At 30.3% G+C, this 19,965-nt stretch carries 26 protein-coding genes, 1 pseudogene and 1 riboswitch; of the genes and pseudogenes, 19 read left to right on the forward strand and 8 right to left on the reverse strand.

The genetic code is table 11. From position 1 onward, the window contains the following. Window positions 1-2 precede the first annotated feature (2 nt). Window positions 3-647, reverse strand: a complete 645-nt coding sequence (locus tag ABXT52_RS01745) for an alpha/beta hydrolase (RefSeq protein WP_415272509.1) — start codon at window positions 645-647, stop codon at window positions 3-5. A gap of 149 nt (window positions 648-796) precedes the next feature. On the opposite strand from ABXT52_RS01745, the gene ABXT52_RS01750 reads away from it, so the two are divergent. Genes ABXT52_RS01750 through ABXT52_RS01790 form a run of 9 tightly spaced genes read left to right on the forward strand, consistent with a single transcriptional unit; the run spans window position 797 to window position 7,194 of the window. After that, the gene (locus ABXT52_RS01750; protein WP_415272174.1) at window positions 797-1,222 is read left to right on the forward strand and encodes an RrF2 family transcriptional regulator; all 426 of its coding nucleotides are present in this window, start codon (window positions 797-799) and stop codon (window positions 1,220-1,222) included. 1 nt (window position 1,223) lies between these two features. Then, window positions 1,224-2,666 (forward strand): Fe-S cluster assembly protein SufB, encoded by a 1,443-nt coding sequence (sufB, locus tag ABXT52_RS01755; protein ID WP_415272175.1) that lies wholly within the window; start codon window positions 1,224-1,226, stop codon window positions 2,664-2,666. Next, window positions 2,666-3,397: a Fe-S cluster assembly ATPase SufC gene (gene sufC, locus ABXT52_RS01760; RefSeq protein ID WP_415272176.1), complete on the forward strand. Its 732-nt coding sequence runs from the start codon at window positions 2,666-2,668 to the stop codon at window positions 3,395-3,397. The genes sufB and sufC overlap by 1 nt, the downstream gene beginning before the upstream one ends. Beyond that, window positions 3,384-4,649: a Fe-S cluster assembly protein SufD gene (sufD, locus tag ABXT52_RS01765; RefSeq protein WP_415272177.1), complete on the forward strand. Its 1,266-nt coding sequence runs from the start codon at window positions 3,384-3,386 to the stop codon at window positions 4,647-4,649. Before sufC ends, sufD begins: the two co-directional genes overlap by 14 nt. After that, entirely contained in the window at window positions 4,646-5,866 is a 1,221-nt protein-coding gene (locus ABXT52_RS01770; RefSeq protein WP_415272178.1) for an aminotransferase class V-fold PLP-dependent enzyme, read from the forward strand. The genes sufD and ABXT52_RS01770 overlap by 4 nt, the downstream gene beginning before the upstream one ends. Next, window positions 5,863-6,333: a Fe-S cluster assembly sulfur transfer protein SufU gene (sufU, locus tag ABXT52_RS01775; protein WP_415272179.1), complete on the forward strand. Its 471-nt coding sequence runs from the start codon at window positions 5,863-5,865 to the stop codon at window positions 6,331-6,333. The genes ABXT52_RS01770 and sufU overlap by 4 nt, the downstream gene beginning before the upstream one ends. Window positions 6,334-6,336: 3 nt before the next feature. Then, window positions 6,337-6,633: an iron-sulfur cluster assembly protein gene (locus ABXT52_RS01780; RefSeq protein ID WP_011281910.1), complete on the forward strand. Its 297-nt coding sequence runs from the start codon at window positions 6,337-6,339 to the stop codon at window positions 6,631-6,633. After that, on the forward strand, window positions 6,633-6,965 hold the full coding sequence (locus tag ABXT52_RS01785) for a HesB/IscA family protein (protein ID WP_415272180.1): 333 nt from the start codon (window positions 6,633-6,635) through the stop codon (window positions 6,963-6,965). The genes ABXT52_RS01780 and ABXT52_RS01785 overlap by 1 nt, the downstream gene beginning before the upstream one ends. 58 nt (window positions 6,966-7,023) lie before the next feature. Beyond that, entirely contained in the window at window positions 7,024-7,194 is a 171-nt protein-coding gene (locus ABXT52_RS01790; protein ID WP_415272181.1) for a hypothetical protein, read from the forward strand. 6 nt (window positions 7,195-7,200) lie between these two features. Here ABXT52_RS01790 and glnA read toward each other — a convergent pair whose 3' ends face one another. After that, a complete protein-coding gene (gene glnA / locus ABXT52_RS01795; protein ID WP_415272182.1) occupies window positions 7,201-8,607 on the reverse strand; it encodes a type I glutamate--ammonia ligase in 1,407 nt (468 codons plus the stop codon). 147 nt (window positions 8,608-8,754) lie between these two features. Between glnA and ABXT52_RS01800 the strand changes: the two genes are divergently transcribed. Genes ABXT52_RS01800 through ABXT52_RS01810 form a run of 3 tightly spaced genes read left to right on the forward strand, consistent with a single transcriptional unit; the run spans window position 8,755 to window position 10,119 of the window. Further along, window positions 8,755-9,234, forward strand: coding sequence for a YbaK/EbsC family protein (locus ABXT52_RS01800; protein ID WP_415272183.1), 480 nt, complete (start codon window positions 8,755-8,757; stop codon window positions 9,232-9,234). Beyond that, window positions 9,231-9,773 carry a DMT family transporter gene (locus ABXT52_RS01805; RefSeq protein WP_415272184.1) on the forward strand — a complete coding sequence of 181 codons (543 nt, stop codon included), beginning with the start codon at window positions 9,231-9,233 and terminating at the stop codon, window positions 9,771-9,773. Before ABXT52_RS01800 ends, ABXT52_RS01805 begins: the two co-directional genes overlap by 4 nt. Next, window positions 9,757-10,119: an EamA family transporter gene (locus ABXT52_RS01810; RefSeq protein ID WP_415272185.1), complete on the forward strand. Its 363-nt coding sequence runs from the start codon at window positions 9,757-9,759 to the stop codon at window positions 10,117-10,119. The genes ABXT52_RS01805 and ABXT52_RS01810 overlap by 17 nt, the downstream gene beginning before the upstream one ends. On the opposite strand, the gene ABXT52_RS01815 is transcribed toward ABXT52_RS01810, so the two are convergent. Further along, window positions 10,112-11,020 (reverse strand): homocysteine S-methyltransferase family protein, encoded by a 909-nt coding sequence (locus tag ABXT52_RS01815; protein ID WP_415272186.1) that lies wholly within the window; start codon window positions 11,018-11,020, stop codon window positions 10,112-10,114. The genes ABXT52_RS01810 and ABXT52_RS01815 overlap by 8 nt on opposite strands. Window positions 11,021-11,029: 9 nt before the next feature. After that, a riboswitch (SAM riboswitch) is annotated at window positions 11,030-11,093 on the reverse strand. Window positions 11,094-11,183: 90 nt separating this feature from the next. Next, window positions 11,184-11,774, reverse strand: a complete 591-nt coding sequence (locus ABXT52_RS01820; RefSeq protein WP_415272187.1) for a 2OG-Fe(II) oxygenase family protein — start codon at window positions 11,772-11,774, stop codon at window positions 11,184-11,186. 335 nt (window positions 11,775-12,109) lie between these two features. Between ABXT52_RS01820 and ABXT52_RS01825 the strand changes: the two are divergent. Further along, window positions 12,110-13,660: pseudogene (locus ABXT52_RS01825) on the forward strand (aldehyde dehydrogenase family protein). A gap of 45 nt (window positions 13,661-13,705) precedes the next feature. After that, window positions 13,706-14,053 (forward strand): DUF779 domain-containing protein, encoded by a 348-nt coding sequence (locus ABXT52_RS01830; RefSeq protein WP_415272188.1) that lies wholly within the window; start codon window positions 13,706-13,708, stop codon window positions 14,051-14,053. Here ABXT52_RS01830 and ABXT52_RS01835 read toward each other — a convergent pair. The 4 genes from ABXT52_RS01835 to ABXT52_RS01850 form a co-directional block, all read right to left on the reverse strand. Next, window positions 14,050-14,226: a hypothetical protein gene (locus ABXT52_RS01835; RefSeq protein ID WP_415272510.1), complete on the reverse strand. Its 177-nt coding sequence runs from the start codon at window positions 14,224-14,226 to the stop codon at window positions 14,050-14,052. The genes ABXT52_RS01830 and ABXT52_RS01835 overlap by 4 nt on opposite strands. A 4-nt stretch (window positions 14,227-14,230) precedes the next feature. Continuing rightward, on the reverse strand, window positions 14,231-14,620 hold the full coding sequence (locus ABXT52_RS01840; protein WP_415272189.1) for a sulfite oxidase heme-binding subunit YedZ: 390 nt from the start codon (window positions 14,618-14,620) through the stop codon (window positions 14,231-14,233). A gap of 23 nt (window positions 14,621-14,643) precedes the next feature. After that, window positions 14,644-15,549, reverse strand: a complete 906-nt coding sequence (gene msrP, locus ABXT52_RS01845; RefSeq protein ID WP_415272190.1) for a protein-methionine-sulfoxide reductase catalytic subunit MsrP — start codon at window positions 15,547-15,549, stop codon at window positions 14,644-14,646. Between the two features lie 119 nt (window positions 15,550-15,668). Then, on the reverse strand, window positions 15,669-15,995 hold the full coding sequence (locus ABXT52_RS01850; protein ID WP_415272191.1) for a GYD domain-containing protein: 327 nt from the start codon (window positions 15,993-15,995) through the stop codon (window positions 15,669-15,671). 92 nt (window positions 15,996-16,087) lie between these two features. Here ABXT52_RS01850 and ABXT52_RS01855 point away from each other — a divergent pair, with 92 nt between their 5' ends. From ABXT52_RS01855 to ABXT52_RS01875, 5 genes are read left to right on the forward strand one after another with little or no spacing between them, the layout of a single operon-like run. After that, window positions 16,088-17,530, forward strand: coding sequence for an NAD-dependent succinate-semialdehyde dehydrogenase (locus ABXT52_RS01855; RefSeq protein ID WP_415272192.1), 1,443 nt, complete (start codon window positions 16,088-16,090; stop codon window positions 17,528-17,530). Window positions 17,531-17,535: 5 nt separating this feature from the next. Beyond that, window positions 17,536-17,916, forward strand: coding sequence for an NAD(P)-dependent oxidoreductase (locus ABXT52_RS01860; protein ID WP_415272193.1), 381 nt, complete (start codon window positions 17,536-17,538; stop codon window positions 17,914-17,916). Next, a complete protein-coding gene (locus tag ABXT52_RS01865) occupies window positions 17,906-18,403 on the forward strand; it encodes an NAD(P)-dependent oxidoreductase (RefSeq protein ID WP_415272511.1) in 498 nt (165 codons plus the stop codon). The genes ABXT52_RS01860 and ABXT52_RS01865 overlap by 11 nt, the downstream gene beginning before the upstream one ends. Continuing rightward, window positions 18,400-19,242, forward strand: a complete 843-nt coding sequence (locus tag ABXT52_RS01870) for a fumarylacetoacetate hydrolase family protein (protein WP_415272194.1) — start codon at window positions 18,400-18,402, stop codon at window positions 19,240-19,242. The genes ABXT52_RS01865 and ABXT52_RS01870 overlap by 4 nt, the downstream gene beginning before the upstream one ends. A gap of 6 nt (window positions 19,243-19,248) precedes the next feature. Beyond that, a complete protein-coding gene (locus ABXT52_RS01875; RefSeq protein ID WP_415272195.1) occupies window positions 19,249-19,956 on the forward strand; it encodes a cytochrome c biogenesis CcdA family protein in 708 nt (235 codons plus the stop codon). Window positions 19,957-19,965: the final 9 nt, after the last annotated feature.

Consider the following 19,965-nt stretch of genomic DNA (forward strand, 5'->3'; position numbering starts at 1 on the left):
CCTTAAAATAAAGCAGATTCTTTTTTAATATATTTGTCTAAACTTTTAACCAAAACATCTTCTGTTTTAGTAAAAAAATGATTTGCATCATTTATTGCTTGAAAATTAACTTTAATTCCTTTTTGGGCACTCAATCTTTTGTCTAAATCTGTAATGTGCTCTAGAGGCACTAATTCATCTTTTTTACCATAAATCATTAAACCCGAAGTAGGACATGGAGATAAGAATGAAAAGTCATAAACGTTTGGTTGTGGTGATATTGCAATAAATCTATTTATTTCAGGTCTTCTCATTAATAATTGCATTGCTATTAATGATCCAAAAGAAAATCCTGAAACCCAACATTGCGAGTTATCAAAATTTTCACGTTCTAACCAATCTAGGGCTGCAGCTGCATCAGCTAGTTCTCCTTGACCATTATCAAATTCACCATCACTTTTTCCAACACCTCTAAAGTTTACTCTACATACAGAAAATCCATTTTCCATAAACGTATGAAACGTATCAACCACAACTTTATTATTCATTGTTCCACCGTATTGAGGATGAGGTTGTAATACTAATGCTATTGGTGATGTAATTTTTTCACTTTTGTAATACTTGGCTTCCATTCTTCCAGCAGGCCCAGGTATAAATACTTCTACTATTTTGTTATCCATAAATGATATTGATTATTATTCTCAAAAAAAAATACACTTATCATAACTAAGCGACAATATGTTATCTTTTTTTTATATTGTATACTTGACTAATTTAGTCAAGTTTGTATAAAAAGCCTTCTTAAATAAGGGTAAATATGAAATTAACATCAAAAGGTAGATATGCAGTAATGGCTTTAGCTGACCTCGCTAAGTTCAATAGTGTTAATCCAGTATCTTTAAGAGATATATCGTTAAGACAAGGAATTTCTTTGGATTTTTTAGAGCAAATTTTTTCTAAGTTAAAAAAATATAATATCGTAAAAAGCATTAGAGGAACTAATGGAGGTTATATCTTAAACAAAGAACCAGAGAAAATTAAATTAGCAAACATACTCAGTGCTGTAGATGAAGAAGTTAAAACTGTTCAATGCAAGAAGGAGTCTAAAAAAGGATGCAATAGTAAGACTACAAAATGTATCACTCATAATTTATGGGACGAACTTGAAGTCCATATCAATCAATTCTTTGAACAAAAAAATTTAAAAGACCTTATAAGCAACTCATCAGAAAGTAGAAATTAAAATGGATGCTAGAGAAAAAGAAATAGAAAAATTAAAAGATTATAAATATGGATTTTCAACTGACATTGAAAGCATAACAGCACCCAAAGGCTTAAATGAAGAAGTAATTAAATTTATTTCAAATATTAAAAAAGAACCTAAATGGATGCTTGATTTTAGATTAAAAGCATTTGAAAGATTTAAACAATTAAAAGAACCAGATTGGCAAAAACCTAAGTATCCAAAAATTGATTATCAAGATTTATATTATTATTCAGCACCAAAAAGTATGGATGATAAACCTAAAAGTTTAGACGAATTAGATCCAAAAATTTTAGAAACATATAAAAAACTTGGGATCCCACTTCAAGAACAGGCAAGATTAAATGGTATTGCAGTTGATGCAGTATTTGACTCGGTCTCAGTTGCCACAACTTTTAGAGAAGAACTGTCTAAGCTAGGAATTATCTTTTGTCCTATATCGGAGGCTATTCAAAATCATCCTGAACTAGTTAAGAAATATCTAGGATCTGTAATTCCTACAACTGATCACTTTTTTGCAACTCTTAATTCTGCTGTTTTTACCGATGGTTCATTTGCATATATACCTGAGGGCGTAAGATGTCCGATGGAACTATCTACTTACTTTAGAATTAATGCCTCAAATACAGGTCAGTTTGAAAGAACCTTAATTGTTGCAGATAAAGGAAGTTATGTAAGTTATTTAGAAGGTTGTACAGCTCCTATGAGAGATGAAAATCAATTGCATGCTGCTAATGTAGAGTTGATAGCACTAGATGATGCTGAAATAAAATATTCTACAGTTCAAAATTGGTATCCTGGAGATAAAGATGGAAAAGGTGGAATATATAATTTTGTTACCAAACGAGGTTTGTGCAAAGGTAAAAATTCTAAAATTTCGTGGACACAAGTAGAGACAGGATCTGCTATTACCTGGAAATATCCAAGTTGCATCTTAAAAGGGGACAATTCAATTGGAGAGTTCTATTCAATTGCAATTACAAATAACCATCAAAAAGCTGACACAGGTACAAAAATGATCCATTTAGGTAAAAATACAAAGAGTAAAATTATTTCAAAAGGAATAAGCGCAGGATTTTCAGATATGACTTACAGAGGTCTAGTTGATATTTCCTCTAAAGCATCAAATTCTAGTAATTATACTCAATGTGATTCATTATTAATGGGTAATAAGTGTGGAGCACATACAGTTCCGTATATTAAAAACAAAAACTCAGAATCAAATATTGCTCATGAGGCAACAACTTCAAAAATAAGTGAAGAACAACTTCATTATTGTCAGCAAAGAGGCATGAGTCAAGAGGAAGCAGTTGGACTAATAGTGAATGGATTTTGTAAAGAGGTATTACAGCAGCTACCGATGGAATTTGCTGTAGAAGCTCAAAAGCTAGTTGGTATTAGTTTGGAAGGAAGTGTTGGCTAATGTTAAAGATAAATAAATTAAACGCAAAGATTGATAGCAAAGAAATTTTAAAAGGGCTTTCTCTTGAAATAAACCCAGGAGAAGTTCATGCTATAATGGGTCCAAATGGATCCGGAAAAAGTACATTATCAAATATTTTATCAGGTAAAAAAGGATATGAAGTTTCGGGAGAGGTTCTTTTTGAAAATAAAAATTTATTTGATTTAGAAACAGAGGAAAGAGCACACAAAGGTATCTTCTTAGCATTTCAGTATCCTTTAGAAATTCCTGGAGTTAATACGAATATATTTTTAAAAACTTCATTAAATGCAGTAAAAAAAGCAAGAGGTGAAAAAGAGCTTGATGCTATCGAGTTTTTAAAATTAGTAAAAGAAAAAGCAAAAGAACTTAAGTTTGATGAAGAAAAACTAAATAGACAATTAAATGTTGGTTTTTCTGGTGGAGAAAAAAAGAAAAATGAAATTTTGCAAATGTCATTGTTAGCACCAAAGTTATCAATCTTAGATGAAACCGACTCAGGATTAGATATTGATGCTTTAAAAATTGTTGCTGATGGGGTGAATACTTTAAGGGATAAGAAAAATTCTTTTCTAATAATTACCCATTACCAGAGACTGCTAGATTATATTAAACCTGATTTTGTGCATGTGTTGAAAGATGGAAAAATTATCAAATCTGGTGGAGCAGAATTAGCATTAGAACTAGAAAAAAAAGGATATGAAAGTTTTTAATTCAATGAAAGAACAACTTCAAATAGATTTTGATAATATTATAAAAACTTCAAGTTTTACTAAAAGAGATATTGAACTTAAACAAAACTCTTTGAATGAATTTATAAAAACAGGTTTTCCAAACAGAAGACAAGAAAACTGGAAATTTTCTGATTTAAATCAAATAATAAAAAAAAATATTGGTGATCTTAGTTTTTATAATGATTATTCGTTATCAAATAAGATTGATACATCGGTATTTATCGATGGGTTAGAACATAACAAGATCGTCTTTATAAATGGTAGGATTGAAAAAATTGATTTTGATTATGAAAAAAAAGATAAGATAGAAATAATTGATGAGCCAGAAATTGATAATAGGTTAAATAACTTTAACTCTTTAATTGATTTAAATAAGGCTTTTACCTATAAATCTTATAAAATCTTGATTAAAAAAGATTATCAATTGGTAAAACCTTTAATAATTTATCATATAACAAATGATAAGATTAAGTCAAAAAACATAAATTTAAGCTTAGATTTTCAATTAGAAGAAAATAGCTCTCTAAGAATAATAGATTTATTTAATGATAATTCAGAAAAAAATTTTTTAAATATTTTTTATAATTTTGATTTAAAGCAAGATGCAATTTTAAAGAATTATAAAATTGATAAAATTAAAAATAAAAATGTAAAATATTCTTTTAACAACATTGAACAAGCTGATAATAGTTTATCAGAAACGTTTATTTTATCATCTGGATCAAATTTTTTTAAGAATGAGATTAATTGTAACTTAAATGGAAAATATTCATCAGCATTTATAAATGGTATTTTTTCACTTTCTGATGATAGACACCATGAAGTTAGAACTACTATAAATCACCTTATAGAAAATACTAAAAGTTATCAATTAATTAAGAGTGTTCTAGATGACAGCTCTAAAGCTGTATACCAGGGAAAAATATTTGTTAATTCAGAAGCACAAAAAACAGATGGATATCAACTAAGTAAAGCAATTTTATTAAATGAAGCATCTGAATTTAATGCGAAACCAGAATTAGAAATTTATGCAGATGATGTTAAATGCTCACATGGTTCTGCATCAGGTAGTTTAGATGAAGATTCTATATTTTATTTAATGTCTAGGGGGTTAAATTATCAACAATCTAGAGAACTTTTAATTAATGGGTTTTTACTAGATGTAATAGAAAAAATAACAGATACCGAAATTAAAAATTTAATAAAAAATATGATTGGATTTAAAGAATGAATATAGACAATATAAAAAAAGAATTTCCTATTTTTGATGAAAAAATTCAAAATAATGATTTAGTCTATCTAGATAGTGCAAATTCTTCTCAAAAACCAAAGGTTGTAATAGATAGAATTAATGAATTCTATACTAAACAATTTTCCAATGTAGGGAGAAGTGTTCATTATCTTGCGGTTGCTGCTACCAACTTATACGAGAACACAAGAACTTCAGTTCAAAAGTTTATTAATGCCAAAGATAAAAATGAAATTGTTTTTACTAAAGGTGCAACAGAAGCACTTAATCTAGTTGCTAATACATTGGGTCAAAATTATTTACAAGAAGGTGATGAAGTGCTTATCACTGAATTGGAGCACCATTCTAATTATGTACCTTGGCATTTTCTAAGAAAATCAAAAAATATAAAAATTAATTTTGCTGAAATCAATGATGATGGTGAAGTTACATTAGAAGAAATCGAAAAAAAAATTACCTCCAGAACAAAGGTAATTTCAATTACACATTTATCAAATGTTACTGGTGCTATTTTGCCAATTAAAGAAATAACAGAACTTGCTCATTCAAAAGGAATAATTGTTGTAGTTGATGGTTGTCAGGGCGCTCCTCATTTAAGATTAGATATGCAAGATCTTGATTGTGATTTTTACGCAATTTCTTGTCACAAAATGTATGGCCCAACTGGTTTAGGTATTTTGTATGGTAAAAAAAAATGGCTAGAAGAATTGCCACCGTATCAAGGTGGTGGTGGAATGATCAATGAAGTTAAAAAAGATAGAATTTCTTATGGTGATTTACCCAATAAATTTGAAGCAGGAACTATGGCTACAGCTCAAGTGATTGCATTTGATCAGTCTATTAAATTTTTAGAAAGAATTGGTATAGATAATGTGGTGAAACATGAAGCTGACTTAGTTGAGTATGGGCAGAAACTATTACAAAAAAATAACTCAGTTAAATTAATTGGTAATCCTAAAAATAAAGGTGGAGTTTTATCTTTTACTATTGAAGGTATTCACCCACATGATGTAGCAACTATTTTAGATGAAGATGGAGTTGCAATAAGAGCAGGTCATCATTGCTGTCAAATTCTACATGATAAATTAAATATACCTGCAAGCTCACGAGCATCTGTTGGAATTTATAATACGAGAGAAGATTTAGATAAACTTAATGATGCAATAAATAATTGTAAAAAAATATTTAACCAAAAATGAACTTAAAAGAATTATATCAAGAAATAATACTAGAGCATGGTAAAAATCCACGGAACCTTGGTAAGACTGATGATTTTAATAAAGATGCTAAAGGACATAATCCTTTATGTGGTGATAATGTACATGTTTATTTAAAACTTAATGGACAAAAAATAGTAGAAGACATTTCTTTTGAAGGAAGTGGTTGCGCTATATCAATGGCATCAGCTTCAATTATGACAGACTTAATTAAAGGTAAGAATGAACATGAAGCTAAAGAAATTGTTGAAGATTTTTTAGGAATGATAAAAGAAAACCCTAAATTAAATTCAGAAAATTTAAAAGAGGATGAAAAAACTAAATTAATGTGCTTATCTGGAGTAAAAAAATATCCAATGAGAGTTAAATGTGCGACTTTATCATGGCATACTTTAATTTCTGCAATTGACAATACTCAAGAAGAAATTAATACTGAAAAATTAGATTAAATTATGGATTTAAGAGAACAAGTAATAGCTGAAATTAGAAAAATTTATGACCCAGAGATACCAGTAAATATTTATGAATTAGGTCTAATTTATGATGTTAAGGTAAACGAGTCTAAAGCTAAGATTATAATGACTTTGACTACACCAAATTGCCCTGTTGCAGAAAGTTTACCTCAGGAAGTTAAAGATAGTGCAATGCAAGTAGAGGGCATTGAAGAGGTTGATCTAGATTTAGTTTTTGAACCACCTTGGGAAAAATCAATGATGTCAGAAGCTGCCAAATTGGAGTTAAATTTATAATGAACCCTATAATTAAATTAAGTGACAATGCTGCAAGCCGTATTAAAGAAATTATGTCTGGTGTTGAGTCGAATTCAATTGGTGTTAGAGTTGCCGTTAAGTCTGGTGGTTGTGCTGGCATGTCTTATGTAATGGAGTATGCTAAAGAGGTTAATCCAACAGATGAAATTATAGAAGATAAAGGTGTTAAAGTTTTTGTAGATGCTGCAGCTGTAATGTACCTATTAGGAACTGAGATGGACTATAAAAAAGAAGAGTTTTCCTCATCATTTGTGTTCAATAACCCCAATGAATCTGAGCGTTGTGGTTGTGGGGAATCATTTAAAGTTTAATATTACTTTAACGCATATCAGCGTTGCAAATACCACATATCTAAGGTATTAAATAGGTATGAATAAATTCGAATTTAAAAATCTTGTTAAATCTTTAGAAAAGTCACTGAAAGAAAGAACTTTCTTCAAGACCCTTCGAAAAGAAGTAAATACTGGTGCAAACGGCACGCAGGGTTACGTTGTTAAAAAAGGAATTAACAAAGATACAATCGCAACTACTAGACAGTAATTAGACTTAGCTACTGTAATACATCTCAAATTCTACAGGATGAGGTGCATGTTCAAATCTATGTATCTCTTCAAATTTTAATGCAATGTAAGCATCAATTTGATCATCAGTAAATACACCGCCTTCAGTTAAAAAATCTCTATCTTTATCCAAACTTTCCATAGCTTCTCTTAGAGAGCCACAAACAGTTGGAATATTCTTAACTTCTTCTGGAGGTAAATCATAAAGATCTTTGTCAAAAGATTCACCTGGGTGTATTTTATTTTTAATTCCATCTAAACCAGCCATAAGCATAGCAGCAAAAGTTAAGTAAGGGTTTCCTGAGGCATCAGGAAATCTTATTTCACATCTTGCACCATTTTTACTTAATGAAATTGGTATACGACATGAAGCAGATCTATTTCTTGCAGAGTAAGCAAGTAAAACAGGTGCTTCAAATCCTGGAATTAATCTTTTGTAACTATTTGTTGTAGCATTTGAGAAAGCATTAATTGCTTTTGCATGCTTTAAAATACCACCAATATAGTGAAGTGCCGTTTCAGATAACCCGGCATAAGCATCACCAGAAAAAACTGGCTTGCCATCTTTCCAAATTGATTGATGAATATGCATTCCAGAACCATTGTCACCAGCAATTGGTTTAGGCATAAAGGTTGCAGTTTTTCCAAAAGAATGAGTAACCATTTGAACTACATATTTATATAATTGAACATTATCAGCTTGATCAACAAGTGTTCCAAAGTACATACCTAGCTCATGTTGACTTGGTGCTACTTCATGGTGATGTTTTTCAACTTTAATACCTACTTCTTTTAAACTTTTTAAATATTCACCCCTCATATCTTGCTCACTATCAACAGGAGGTACTGGAAAATATCCACCTTTTACTGGAGGTCTATGACCCATGTTTCCATTAGCATATTCCGTACCTGAGTTATAAGGACCTTCTTTACTATCTATTTTAAAACCTGTGTTGTTAGGATCATTATTAATTCTAACGTCATCAAATACAAAAAATTCTGGTTCAGGGCCAAAGAATGCTTTATCACCAACACCAGATTTCTTTAAGTATTCTTCAGCTTTTTTAGCTGTTCCTCTAGGGTCTCTTTCGTAAGGAGATCTTTTAACAGCATCTAAAATATCACAAAAAAGAATTAATGTGTTATGTGAAGTAAAAGGGTCCATAACAAGTCTTGATGTATCAGGTTTTAAAATCATATCAGATTCGTTAATAGCTTTCCAACCAGCAATAGATGAACCATCAAAAAACACACCTTCATTTAACATTTCTTCATCAACAATAGTGTGATCCATTGTTAAGTGTTGAAGCTTACCTCTTGGGTCAGAAAATCTTAAGTCAACAAACTCAACTTCTTTTTCTTTCATGAATTTTAATACGTTAGCAGCAGTCATAGTTTCTCCTTTTTTTAAATTTTGTACCCAATAAATAACAAATATTTTCTTGATAATATTGCTTGAATAATAAATATCACCTATGCGTTTTTTACATATGAATTACATCATTATTTGTTAAATTATCAATCAATTAATAGTTGCAATATGAGCTTATTAGATAAAGAGCCCGTTAAAAGAGCAGAAAAATTTCTTAAGAGTTTTGACCAATCTTTAGAGGTAATTATTTTAGAAGATTCAGCAAGAACAGCACAAGACGCTGCTAAAGCTTTAGATTGTAATGTAGGCGCGATTGTCAAAAGCTTACTTTTTAGGGCTGGGGATGATTTTATCTTATGTTTAGTAGCAGGAGATAAGAGGTGTTCATTAAATAAACTTAAAAAATTTAAAGATAAAAAAGATATTTCAATGGCATCACCAGAAGAAGTTAAAACCCAAACTGGGTACACAATTGGTGGTGTTTCACCCATTGGTCATTTAAACGAGATTGAGATTATAATAGACAAATCTTTAGAAAGGTTTAATCAGCTTTTTGCAGCAGCTGGACATCCAAACTGTGTATTTAAAATAAACTTTATTAATATTCAAAAAATTACCAATGGAAAAATCAAAGATATAATTAAATGAGACAACCTAAACTAATCGATTATACCTTATTAGTATTTTTAGCTTTAATATGGGCATCAGCTTTTTTCAATATTAAAATTGCAACAGAGTCTTTTGGACCTATCACGATTGCATTCTTGAGAGTTTTTTTTGGATCTATTCCAGTATTGTTATTGTGTTTTTACAAAAAAATTAAAATAGAAGCATTTTCTAAAGATTGGTATTGGTTTGCTATAATTGGATTTGTAAATTTGGTACTGCCATTTTTTTTAATTGCCTACGGTGTAAAATCGGTTCAAAGTAATTTAGCAGCAATATTGATGTCAACTACACCATTAAGCTCAACTGTATTAGGACATTTTTTTACTAAAAATGAAAAATTTGACTTTATCAAAACATTTGGAATATTAATTGGTTTTTCAGGAATTGTTTATCTATTTTCAGACAATTTTTTAATTAATGATAACAATTTTTTTTCTGCATTAATGATTTTACTTGGCTCAACCTGTTATGTCATAGGTGGAGTTTTAACTCTTAAAATCAGTGATAAAAAAAAATGAAAATGTAACAGGATCAATATTAATCTGGGCTATAATAATTTTGATACCCTTGGTTTCTTTTATAGAAAAACCTTGGGAAACTACGCCCTCAATAGAGTCAAGTATTTCTGTAGTTTATCTTGGTTTGGTATCAACAGGTTTAGCATGGCTTCTTAGATTTAGAATTTTAAAGAATAATGGACTAATATTTCAGTCTCAAGTTTCTTATTTAATACCTATTTTTGGAATTATTTTAAGTTATATATTCTTAGATGAATTAATTACTGATAAAGTTTTAACTTCATTGTTAGCAGTTTTAGTTGGTCTCTATTTTGTAAAAAAAGCAGGAAATAAAAAAATTACTTAAGTTTAGCCATTTCTTTAATATGCGAAGGTCTAGTTTCACAGCAACCCCCTAAAATAGTGGCCCCAGCTTCTTTAAATTTCTTTACAAATAAAGCCATCTTTTTTGGCACTAGATCTTCTCTATGACCCAAAAATTCATTTGGGTTTCCTGATTTACTTTTATTAAAAGTATTTGTGTAACCTGACGTAGGTTTTGTTGTGATAAATCCATTGAGCTTAAAACCAAAAGGAACACCTAAACCTTTTATTTCGTTAAGATTTTTTTCATAATTTTCTGGTGATACACAAGAAAGTATTATCCCAAGTAAACTTTTGTGATTTATTGTTGTGATAATCTCAGAAATATTTTCACCACTTGGCAATTTCACACCCTCTGAGATATGAGCCCCAATAAGATAAGGTTTATCAAAGCTTTCTATGGCTTCGATCGCCAATTTAAACTCTCGTACACTGCTTAATACGTCAAAATAAAAAAAATCTATAAAAGGATCAAGTAATTTTGCTTGATCGTAGAAATTTTTTTTAATTTCATCATTAGACCTTGTGTCTGCCTCATAAGTTAAATATTGAGGAGGTAGTCCACCAGCAACTAAAACATGAGGGTTTAAATCTTTTGCTTTTTTAGCTATTTCACCAGCTTTAGTATTTAAATAATCAAATTTATCTTCAACACCATTATCCCTTAATCTCATTCTTCTTGTAGTGAATGTTGTTGTTACAATAATTTCAGCACCAGAATTTATAAAATCTAAGTGTGTATCAAGCAAAAGCTGATGATATTTTTCCTGCAATAATGCATTAGCACTCCAAAGAGTACCATTTGTTTCTACACCTCTTGCTAATAATTCTTGACCCATTCCGCCATCTAGAATTCTTGTTTCTTTGAAAAAATTTATATCCATCTTTGCTCCTTACTTTTTTAGTGCTTTAGCTTTATGCCAGGTGCACAATATAGTCCAACAACCTTTACCAATTAATTTAATGATTTCCTTTTTAGCAGTTAGTACCTGCAATATGGATCAAATCGGTTGATACATTTATATACGTAATAGACTGATTAGCAAATTATTTTTTGAATAATACTTTAGCATTAAAAGAGAAAGATCTTCTCTCGCCACCAACATTAAAAGGATAAGCAGTGTGCATCAAATAATTTGGAAAAATCAATAGATCCCCTAGTTTTGGGTTTAAATTATAGATACTTTTACTCAAAAAGTTAGTTTGCCCATTAATAAAATCAATAGTTCCATTCGTTTTAAACTTTTTATTTTTAACAAATTTATTTTGATTCATATCTTTTGGAATTTTAAGATAGCCAACTCCTGATAATTGTCCTTCATGATAATGAATAGGATTATATTCATTTTTTAATTGTCTAACTACCCATAGATTAATTATTTTAATTTCTTTAATTTTTTTTACGTTAGACTTATTAAGATAAATTTTGATATTTTTTATTAACTCTTTAGATAAACTTTTATTGACTATTGCTTTGGGTATCTTGATTTCATTCTGAATTTGACTTGCCAGTTTAGAGCTATAATCGTTTTTTTTTGATAATTGAAACTTATCAATATGAGTATTTAAAAGGGTAATAATTTTTTTGGATAACTTACTTTTTCCTATAGTTGGGCCAAAAGCTCTAAATGTTTTCATAATTTATTTATATCATTATTCATAACCAAGTTATTAGACACATTTTAATTAAGCACAAGATGTGGGTTATATTCAATCCTAAGTAGAAAATTAATAATATAACTAGTGGATATTAAGAAATTTTTTTGTTTAGTTAAGAGATGGCTACTAAAAAGAAAAAAACAGCCAAAAAATCTAAACGTAAGGCCAAAAAAAAAATTAAGAAAAATTTGGTCAAACGATCACCTAAAAATATTAAAAAAGTTAAAAAGAATAAAGGTGTGACCAAAAAGAAGTTACGTAAGACATCAAAAAAAAATAAGCTTAAGAATAATAATAAGATAGAGAGGATAAAAATGAGCACAGAAACAGTAAAAGGTGGACGATCTCCGTTACTAGATACGTCTCACCTAAAAGTTAAATTTCCATTTAAAGAAAAATATGGAAATTTTATAGGAGGAAAATTCGTTGAACCAAAATCGGGAAAATATTTTGACAACGTAAGTCCAATCAATAATGAAGTTATATGTTCTGTTCCAAGATCAGATGCAAAAGATGTTGAGGCTGCACTTGATGCTGCACACGCTGCATTTCCTACTTGGGGAATTACATCAATAACTGAAAGATCTAACATTCTTCTTAAAATAGCTGATGTTATTGAAAAAAACCTTGAGCTTTTAGCTACTGCTGAATGTCTAGATAATGGAAAACCAATCAGAGAATGTATGGCAGCTGATTTACCATTAGTTGTTGATCATTGGAGATATTTTGCTGGAGCCATAAGAGCAGAAGAAGGTTCTGTTTCAGAGATAAGTAACAGTGAGTATTCTTATCATATTCCTGAGCCACTTGGTGTGGTTGCACAAATTATACCTTGGAACTTCCCGTTATTAATGGCAACATGGAAACTTGCACCAGCACTTGCTGCAGGAAACTGTGTAGTTTTAAAACCAGCTGAACAAACACCAGCATCAATCTTACTATTAATGGAATTAATTGGAGATCTATTACCTCCAGGAGTTCTTAATGTTGTAAGTGGTTTTGGTCTTGAAGCAGGTAAGCCATTAGCTTCATCTAAAAGAATCAGAAAGATTGCTTTTACAGGTGAAACAACAACTGGACGTTTGATTATGCAGTATGCTGCTCAAAACTTAATTCCAATAACTTTAGAATTAGGTGGAAAATCTCCAAATGTTTTCTTTGAAGATGTCATGGATCAAGATGATGAATTTTTTGATAAATGTCTTGAGGGTTTTACAATGTTTGCTCTCAATCAGGGAGAAGTTTGTACTTGTCCTAGTAGAGCTTTGATTTAAGAATCTATCTATGATAAATTTATGGAAAGAGCTATTGCTAGAACAAAAGCTGTAACACAAGATAATCCTTTAAAAATGGAAACCATGATTGGTGCTCAAGTATCATTAGAGCAAATGGAGAAAATAAAATCTTACTTAGATTTAGGTAAGAAAGAAGGTGCTAAAGTTCTATGTGGAGGTGAAGTTGCTAACTTAAACAGTGGTTTGGAAAAAGGTAATTATATCCAACCTACTATTTTTGAAGGTGATAACTCTATGAGAGTTTTCCAAGAAGAAATTTTTGGTCCAGTTGTATCAGTTACTAAATTTAAAGATGAGGCTCATGCATTAGAAATTGCTAATGATACTCTTTATGGTTTAGGAGCAGGTGTTTGGACTAGGAATGGAAATATTGCTTATAGAATGGGAAGAGGGATCCAAGCAGGAAGAGTTTGGACTAACTGTTACCATGCTTATCCAGCTCATGCTGCTTTTGGAGGTTATAAACAATCTGGAATTGGTAGAGAAACACATAAAATGATGCTTGATCATTATAGACAGGTGAAAAACTTACACGTGTCATACAGTGAGAAAAAATTAGGCTTCTTTTAACAGGTATATTATAGTGGCCTGTAGTTTAATACAGGCCATATAACTATGAAAGTTTCAGCAACACCATTAGCGTTAGAATTAATTGAAGATCTAAAGAAAGATCATGGTAAAGAATTGCTTTTTCATCAATCTGGTGGATGTTGTGATGGGAGTGCCCCAATGTGTTATCCAGTTAAAGAATTTCTTGTAAGTGATGACGATGTTTTGATTGGTAAAATTGGAGGTGTTCCTTTTTATATAAGTGAAACCCAACATGAAGCATGGAAAAATACAGATTTAATTATTGATTGTATTAAAGGAATGGGGGGAATGTTTTCACTTGATAATGGAACTGGAAGAAGATTTTTAACAAGATCAGAGATTTGTGTTCCTGAAAAAAAATTAATTAATTAATTAAATTTCATTTTAACTCTTAGCGTAAGTAAAATTACAATAATAATAAGATAGATTAAAGGTTCCACTGTAACTACTTTAACTAACCACAAGTAGTGAGCAATTCCCAATAAAGAAATTATGTAAATAAGTTTGTGTAGTTTTTTCCACTTATCCCTTAACAACCTTATCATTCGTTTAGATGAGGTAAGAGCAAGTGGCACTAATAAAAGCCAAGCTAAAAATCCAGCAAATATAAATTTTTTTTTTTACAATATCATCACTAATACTAGACCAATCAAAGCGATAATCTATTCCTACATATGTCATAATGTGTGCTGAAGCATAAAAAAATACAAATAGGCCAAACATTCTCCTATAGTTAATCCAAAAATTTAATTTAGTAAATTTTTGTAGAGGAGTCATTGCAAGAGTTATTATAATAAAACGAAGTGTCCAATTACCAGTTACATGTGTAATTTCTTTTACAGGTTCGGGGCCTAATTGATTAAAGATAATTTGATAAAAAATAATTAATATTGGTAATAAAGATAAAAAAAAAATAGGTATTTTTATATATTTCTGCATATTTTATAAAAAAAATTTTTTATTTAAAAGTTTATCTTTAAGTTCATACCAGAGTATAAATTTGCAACTTCATCACCATACCCATTAAACATTTCAGTTTCAATTCTAGGCGCTAAAATACCTTCACCTATAACTCGTTCTGTAGCTTGCGACCATCGTGGATGTGACACATTTGGATTAACATTTGAATAAAACCCATATTCTCTTGGCGATGACCTCATCCAAGATGATGTAGGCATTTTTTTTACTAATTTTATTTTAACAATTGTTTTTGCACTTTTAAAACCATATTTCCAAGGAACAAAAATTCTTAATGGAGCCCCATTTTGATTGGGCAATGCCTTTCCATAAAGCCCAGTAACTACTGTTGTTATAGGATGCATAGCCTCATCAATTCTCAATCCTTCTCTATAGGGCCAATTTAAAACTGGATATCTTTGACCTTTCATTTGATCAGGGTCATAAACACTTTCAAATTCAACAAATTTTGCAGTGTTTTTAATAGATACTTTACTAAGTAGTTTACTTAGAGAAAATCCCATCCAAGGAATAACCATGGACCAACCTTCAACGCATCTAAGTTTATAAATTCTTTCTTCGGAAGGAAATAAAGAAATTATTTCTTCAGCTGAAAGTGTGATTGGGTTATCCACTTCACCTTCAATAGTAACAATCCAAGGTTTAGTTTTAAATTCTTGTGAGTTTTTAAAAGGATCTTTCTTTCCAGTGCCAAATTCATAATAGTTATTATAACTTGTTATATCCTCATATGATGTTAATTCAGTTTTATTTTGAGAGTAAGCAGTATTTAAGAAAGGTATACTACTTAAGGATATAGAACCAACGCCAAGTCCAATAGATTTAATAAATTTTCTTCTTTTATTATATGTTAATTCAGGAGTTATTTCTGAATGTTTATATTTTTTCATTATTAAAGTATTATATAATAATAATAAAAATGGTGGTGATTTATTTGGTAAAATGTTTTCAACTTTATTTGAAGTGAGTTAACTTCTAGCTTATTAAAACTAGAAGTTAACATAAATAATTAACCAGCTGGTTTGTAGCCAGCCATAGCTTTAACAGCAAGTTCAGCAGCTTTATTAATGTCCATTTTTTCAAGGATAGTAAAGTTTGTTATCGTTCCAGTTGATTCGACAGCTAATTTAACCGCAGCAGTTGCCTCAAAACCTACATCGCCAGTTATTACTCCAACAAAATCATAAGACCCTCTAACGATATCAAAAGACTCCATTTTACCACCAACAGCTTTTGATAATTGAGTTGCTGCCGCCGTTCTGTCTTGAGAGGGATCCTTCATAAAGCCCTGAAATGCTTTTGCTGTATAATTGCCCATTACAATATATTTTTTCATTAGTTCCTCATTTATTAATTTGTAAGAGTTAATCATATTTGTTAAAGATTTGTAAAATTATTTATTAAAATCAACTTATGGTTTAGCAAATTATGTACGAAAAATTTGGACAATTTATCGATGGTAATTGGTCGCCCTCTTCTAACAAAGAAACCTATGAAGTTATCAATCCTGCAACAGAAGAAGTTTTAGGAAACGCTTCTAAAGCAACACCAGTTGATGTTGATAAAGCATTAAAATCTTCTGAGAAAGGATTTAAGATTTGGAAAAAAACAACACCATGGGAAAGATCTTATATTTTAAGACGTATAGCAGATAAACTTCGAGAAAAAAAAGATGTACTAGCTAAATGGATGACTCTAGAAAATGGAAAACCTTTATCAGAAGGTGTTGGTGAAACAAATGGAGCAGCAGATATTTTTGAATGGAATGCTGAAGAAACAAAAAGAATTTTTGGTCAGACTATAGAAAGTAGATTTGAAGATACAAGAGTACATGTTTATTACCAACCTGTTGGAGTTGTAGCTGCTTTATCACCTTGGAATTTTCCACTTATTCTAGCAGCTAGAAAAATATCAACTGCACTTGCAGCTGGTTGTTCAGTGATTATTAAACCAGATACAATTACGCCAGGTGTAGTAATGGAATTAGTTGATATTTGTAAAGAATGTGGAGTTCCACCAGGTGTCGTTAATCTTTTATCAGGCGATCCTCCAAGTATAGCTTCTCAATTAATTCAATCAGATATAATTAAAAAAATTTCAATAACTGGCTCTGTAAGAGTTGGAAAATTGATTTTAAAACAGGCTGCAGATAAAGTTCAAAGAGTAACAATGGAGCTAAGTGGTCACTCTCCTTTCATAGTTTTTGATGATGCCGATGTTAAAAAAGCAGCAGATATGGCTATTGCTGCAAAATTTAGAAATAATGGCCAGGTATGTATATCTCCTAATAGATTTTACATTCATGAAAATAAAAAAGAAGAATTTATAAATTTATTTATCGAAAAAACTAAAAAGTTAAAAATTGGTAATGGAATGGATCCAGATACTCAATTAGGACCACTTACAACTCAAAAAAGATTAAATGAAATTGAAGAATTAGTTGAAAAAACAAAGCAAGAAGGAGCCAAGGTTTTATTAGGTGGTAAAAGACCTGCGGGCTTCAACAAAGGTTTTTATTATGAACCAACAATTTTTGACGATGTTAAAGATGACTTTACAATTATGAAACAAGAGCCATTTGGACCATTAGTGCCTATGCTATCCTTTAAGTCATTTGATGAAGTTATTGAAAGAGCCAATGATCATGATCTTGGTTTATGTAGTTATGTGTGTACTAATTCTATGGAAACAGCCCACCTTGCATCCGAACAATTAGAAACAGGATCTGTAGCAGTTAATACTGGAGCAGTTGCAATTGCTGAAGCCCCATTTGGTGGAATAAAACAAAGTGGATACGGTAGAGAAGGTGGATCAATGGCTATTAAAGATTACCTTAATATCAAATATACTCATATGGGTATTAAAGGCTAACACTTATGCAAATTGGTTTTATTGGGGTTGGTCTCATGGGTTTTCCCATGGCCAAAAATTTACTAAAATCCGGTTATCAATTAAAAGCATTTAATAGGTCTCAAGATAAAGCTGAAAGATTAAAAGAATTTGGAGCAGAAATATCTGTATCCATTAAAGATGTTGTCACAAATTCAGACATAATTATCACAATGCTTACAGATGATAATGCTGTTGAAAAAGTGATGGATAGTGATGAATTCATTTTCAATATAAAAAAAGGGGCTACTGTTATTGATATGAGTTCAGTTAATCCAGTTTTGGCAATAAAGTATTCAAAAAAGTTAAAAGAAAAAAAAAGTAAATTATTTAGATGCTCCAGTTTCAGGTGGAACTATAGGCGCTGAAGAAGCAACATTGGCAATAATGATAGGTGGTGACGAAGAAACATTTAGAAATTGTTATGAGTTACTCAAAATAATGGGCAACCCAACATTAGTAGGCCCAATATCGTCTGGTCAAATATCCAAATTAGCTAATCAAATTATTGTGGGTGTTACTATTGGAGCTGTAGCAGAAGCAGTCACTTTATGCGAAAAGTCTGGGACCAATCCAAGTAAAATGATTGAAGCCTTATCAGGAGGATGGGCTGATAGTAAAATATTACAAACACATGGAAAAAGAATGATTAATAAAGATTTTACACCTAAAGGAAAAACCACAACACAATTAAAAGATATGACCAATATTGTTAACGCTGGAAAAGCAGCTGAAACTCATTTGCCTATTTCTAGTTTAATTAAAGAAATGTATAAAGATTTGGTAGCAGATGGTCAGGGAAATACAGATCATAGCTCTCTATATAAAGCAATTGAAAAAATAAATAAAAAATGAAATTTTTAAGAATTGGAAAAATAGGACAAGAAATTCCTGTAGCATTAGATAAAGATAGAAAATATAGAAATTTATCATCAGTTATTAAAGACTTAAATCCTGAAAATATTAATTTTGAAACTCTAAATAGAATTAATGATATAGATTTGGAGAACTTGGAAGAGGTAAGTCAAAATGAAAGAATAGGGTCTTGTATTTCTAAACCAGGAAATTTTTTTGCAATCGGTTTAAATTACGTTGAACATGCAAAAGAGACAGGTGCAAAAACACCTGAGAACCCAGTTCTATTTAATAAGTCAGTTCATTCTATAGTAGGACCAAACGATAATGTAATTATACCCAAGACTTCAAAAAAATTAGATCATGAAGTTGAGATAGCTTTTGTTATTGGAAAAAAAGCAAAAAGAGTTTTAGAAAAAGATGCACAAGATTATATTTTTGGATACTGTATTTGTAACGATATCAGTGAACGTGAATGGCAAAAAGAAAAAGGGGGTCAGTGGGTTAAAGGCAAATCTGGTGATACATTTGGACCATTAGGACCTTATTTAGTTACAAAAGATGAAATCAAAGATGTTAATAATCTGAACTTAACACTAGATGTCAATGGTAATAGACATCAAACAGGCAACACAAACCAAATGATTTTTAATTTTAATTTTTTGGTAGCTCATATCACAAGTTTTATAACCTTAATGCCGGGTGATATAGTTACTACTGGTACTCCTCCAGGAGTCGGTCTTGGAATGAATCCTCCTCTTTTTTTAAAAGATGGTGATAATATGCAGCTATCAGTTGATAATCTAGGAAGACAAAACATAATGGTGTTAGAAGAATAATATTTTATGTTAGAATTATTTATTGCATTTGGAGCTGGGTTGATTAGTTTTTTATCTCCCTGTGTCTTACCTTTAATACCAGGTTATATTTCTTATATTTCAGGAGCATCTTTAGATGAACTACTTGCAAATAAAAAAATTAATTTGGTACCATTAATATTATTTACTTTAGGTTTTTCTTTTGTTTTTATTATATTTGGGGCAGCTGCCTCTTACTTGGGACAAGTATTGTTACAAAATTCAGAAACGTTAAGAATACTTGCTGGTTTAATTATTATTGTATTTTCTCTTCAATTAATTGGAATTATAAATATTAATTTTTTAAATTTTGAAAAAAAGATTTATACCAAAAAAAATAGTAATATTTGGTTTTCATTTATTATTGGTATGGCTTTTGGTTTTGGATGGACACCTTGTATTGGTCCAATTTTGGGGTCAATTCTTGCACTAGCCTCTACAGAAGAAACAGTATTTAAAGCTATAATATTACTTAGCTTTTATTCACTTGGGTTGGCAATACCTTTCATTTTATCAGGTTATCTAATGCAAAGATTTCTGATGTTTTCTAAAAACTTTAAAAAAAATATTAATTTAGTCACAAAGAGTGGGGGTGTAATACTTTTAATAACAGGGGTTCTAATTTTAACAAACCAACTGCAAATTTTAGGCTACTATATCTTAAACTACTTACCCTTTTTGCAAAACTTTGGTTAATAGGTTAAT

Origin of the sequence: Candidatus Pelagibacter sp. Uisw_121, from assembly GCF_047722545.1 — a bacterium.
Taxonomy (GTDB): domain Bacteria; phylum Pseudomonadota; class Alphaproteobacteria; order Pelagibacterales; family Pelagibacteraceae; genus Pelagibacter.

Coding starts and splice junctions, on each gene's coding strand:
- ABXT52_RS01780 (WP_011281910.1), top strand. CDS start 6,337: ATGGATTTAAGAGAACAAGTAATAGCTGAAATTAGAAAAATTTATGAC.
- ABXT52_RS01860 (WP_415272193.1), top strand. CDS start 17,536: ATGCAAATTGGTTTTATTGGGGTTGGTCTCATGGGTTTTCCCATGGCC.
- ABXT52_RS01870 (WP_415272194.1), top strand. CDS start 18,400: ATGAAATTTTTAAGAATTGGAAAAATAGGACAAGAAATTCCTGTAGCA.
- ABXT52_RS01820 (WP_415272187.1), bottom strand. CDS start 11,774: ATGAAAACATTTAGAGCTTTTGGCCCAACTATAGGAAAAAGTAAGTTA.
- sufC (WP_415272176.1), top strand. CDS start 2,666: ATGTTAAAGATAAATAAATTAAACGCAAAGATTGATAGCAAAGAAATT.
- ABXT52_RS01750 (WP_415272174.1), top strand. CDS start 797: ATGAAATTAACATCAAAAGGTAGATATGCAGTAATGGCTTTAGCTGAC.
- ABXT52_RS01835 (WP_415272510.1), bottom strand. CDS start 14,226: ATGATAAGGTTGTTAAGGGATAAGTGGAAAAAACTACACAAACTTATT.
- ABXT52_RS01790 (WP_415272181.1), top strand. CDS start 7,024: ATGAATAAATTCGAATTTAAAAATCTTGTTAAATCTTTAGAAAAGTCA.
- ABXT52_RS01805 (WP_415272184.1), top strand. CDS start 9,231: ATGAGACAACCTAAACTAATCGATTATACCTTATTAGTATTTTTAGCT.
- ABXT52_RS01850 (WP_415272191.1), bottom strand. CDS start 15,995: ATGAAAAAATATATTGTAATGGGCAATTATACAGCAAAAGCATTTCAG.
- sufD (WP_415272177.1), top strand. CDS start 3,384: ATGAAAGTTTTTAATTCAATGAAAGAACAACTTCAAATAGATTTTGAT.
- ABXT52_RS01840 (WP_415272189.1), bottom strand. CDS start 14,620: ATGCAGAAATATATAAAAATACCTATTTTTTTTTTATCTTTATTACCA.
- glnA (WP_415272182.1), bottom strand. CDS start 8,607: ATGACTGCTGCTAACGTATTAAAATTCATGAAAGAAAAAGAAGTTGAG.
- msrP (WP_415272190.1), bottom strand. CDS start 15,549: ATGAAAAAATATAAACATTCAGAAATAACTCCTGAATTAACATATAAT.
- ABXT52_RS01875 (WP_415272195.1), top strand. CDS start 19,249: ATGTTAGAATTATTTATTGCATTTGGAGCTGGGTTGATTAGTTTTTTA.
- ABXT52_RS01815 (WP_415272186.1), bottom strand. CDS start 11,020: ATGGATATAAATTTTTTCAAAGAAACAAGAATTCTAGATGGCGGAATG.
- ABXT52_RS01800 (WP_415272183.1), top strand. CDS start 8,755: ATGAGCTTATTAGATAAAGAGCCCGTTAAAAGAGCAGAAAAATTTCTT.
- ABXT52_RS01785 (WP_415272180.1), top strand. CDS start 6,633: ATGAACCCTATAATTAAATTAAGTGACAATGCTGCAAGCCGTATTAAA.
- ABXT52_RS01830 (WP_415272188.1), top strand. CDS start 13,706: ATGAAAGTTTCAGCAACACCATTAGCGTTAGAATTAATTGAAGATCTA.
- ABXT52_RS01770 (WP_415272178.1), top strand. CDS start 4,646: ATGAATATAGACAATATAAAAAAAGAATTTCCTATTTTTGATGAAAAA.
- ABXT52_RS01855 (WP_415272192.1), top strand. CDS start 16,088: ATGTACGAAAAATTTGGACAATTTATCGATGGTAATTGGTCGCCCTCT.
- sufU (WP_415272179.1), top strand. CDS start 5,863: ATGAACTTAAAAGAATTATATCAAGAAATAATACTAGAGCATGGTAAA.
- sufB (WP_415272175.1), top strand. CDS start 1,224: ATGGATGCTAGAGAAAAAGAAATAGAAAAATTAAAAGATTATAAATAT.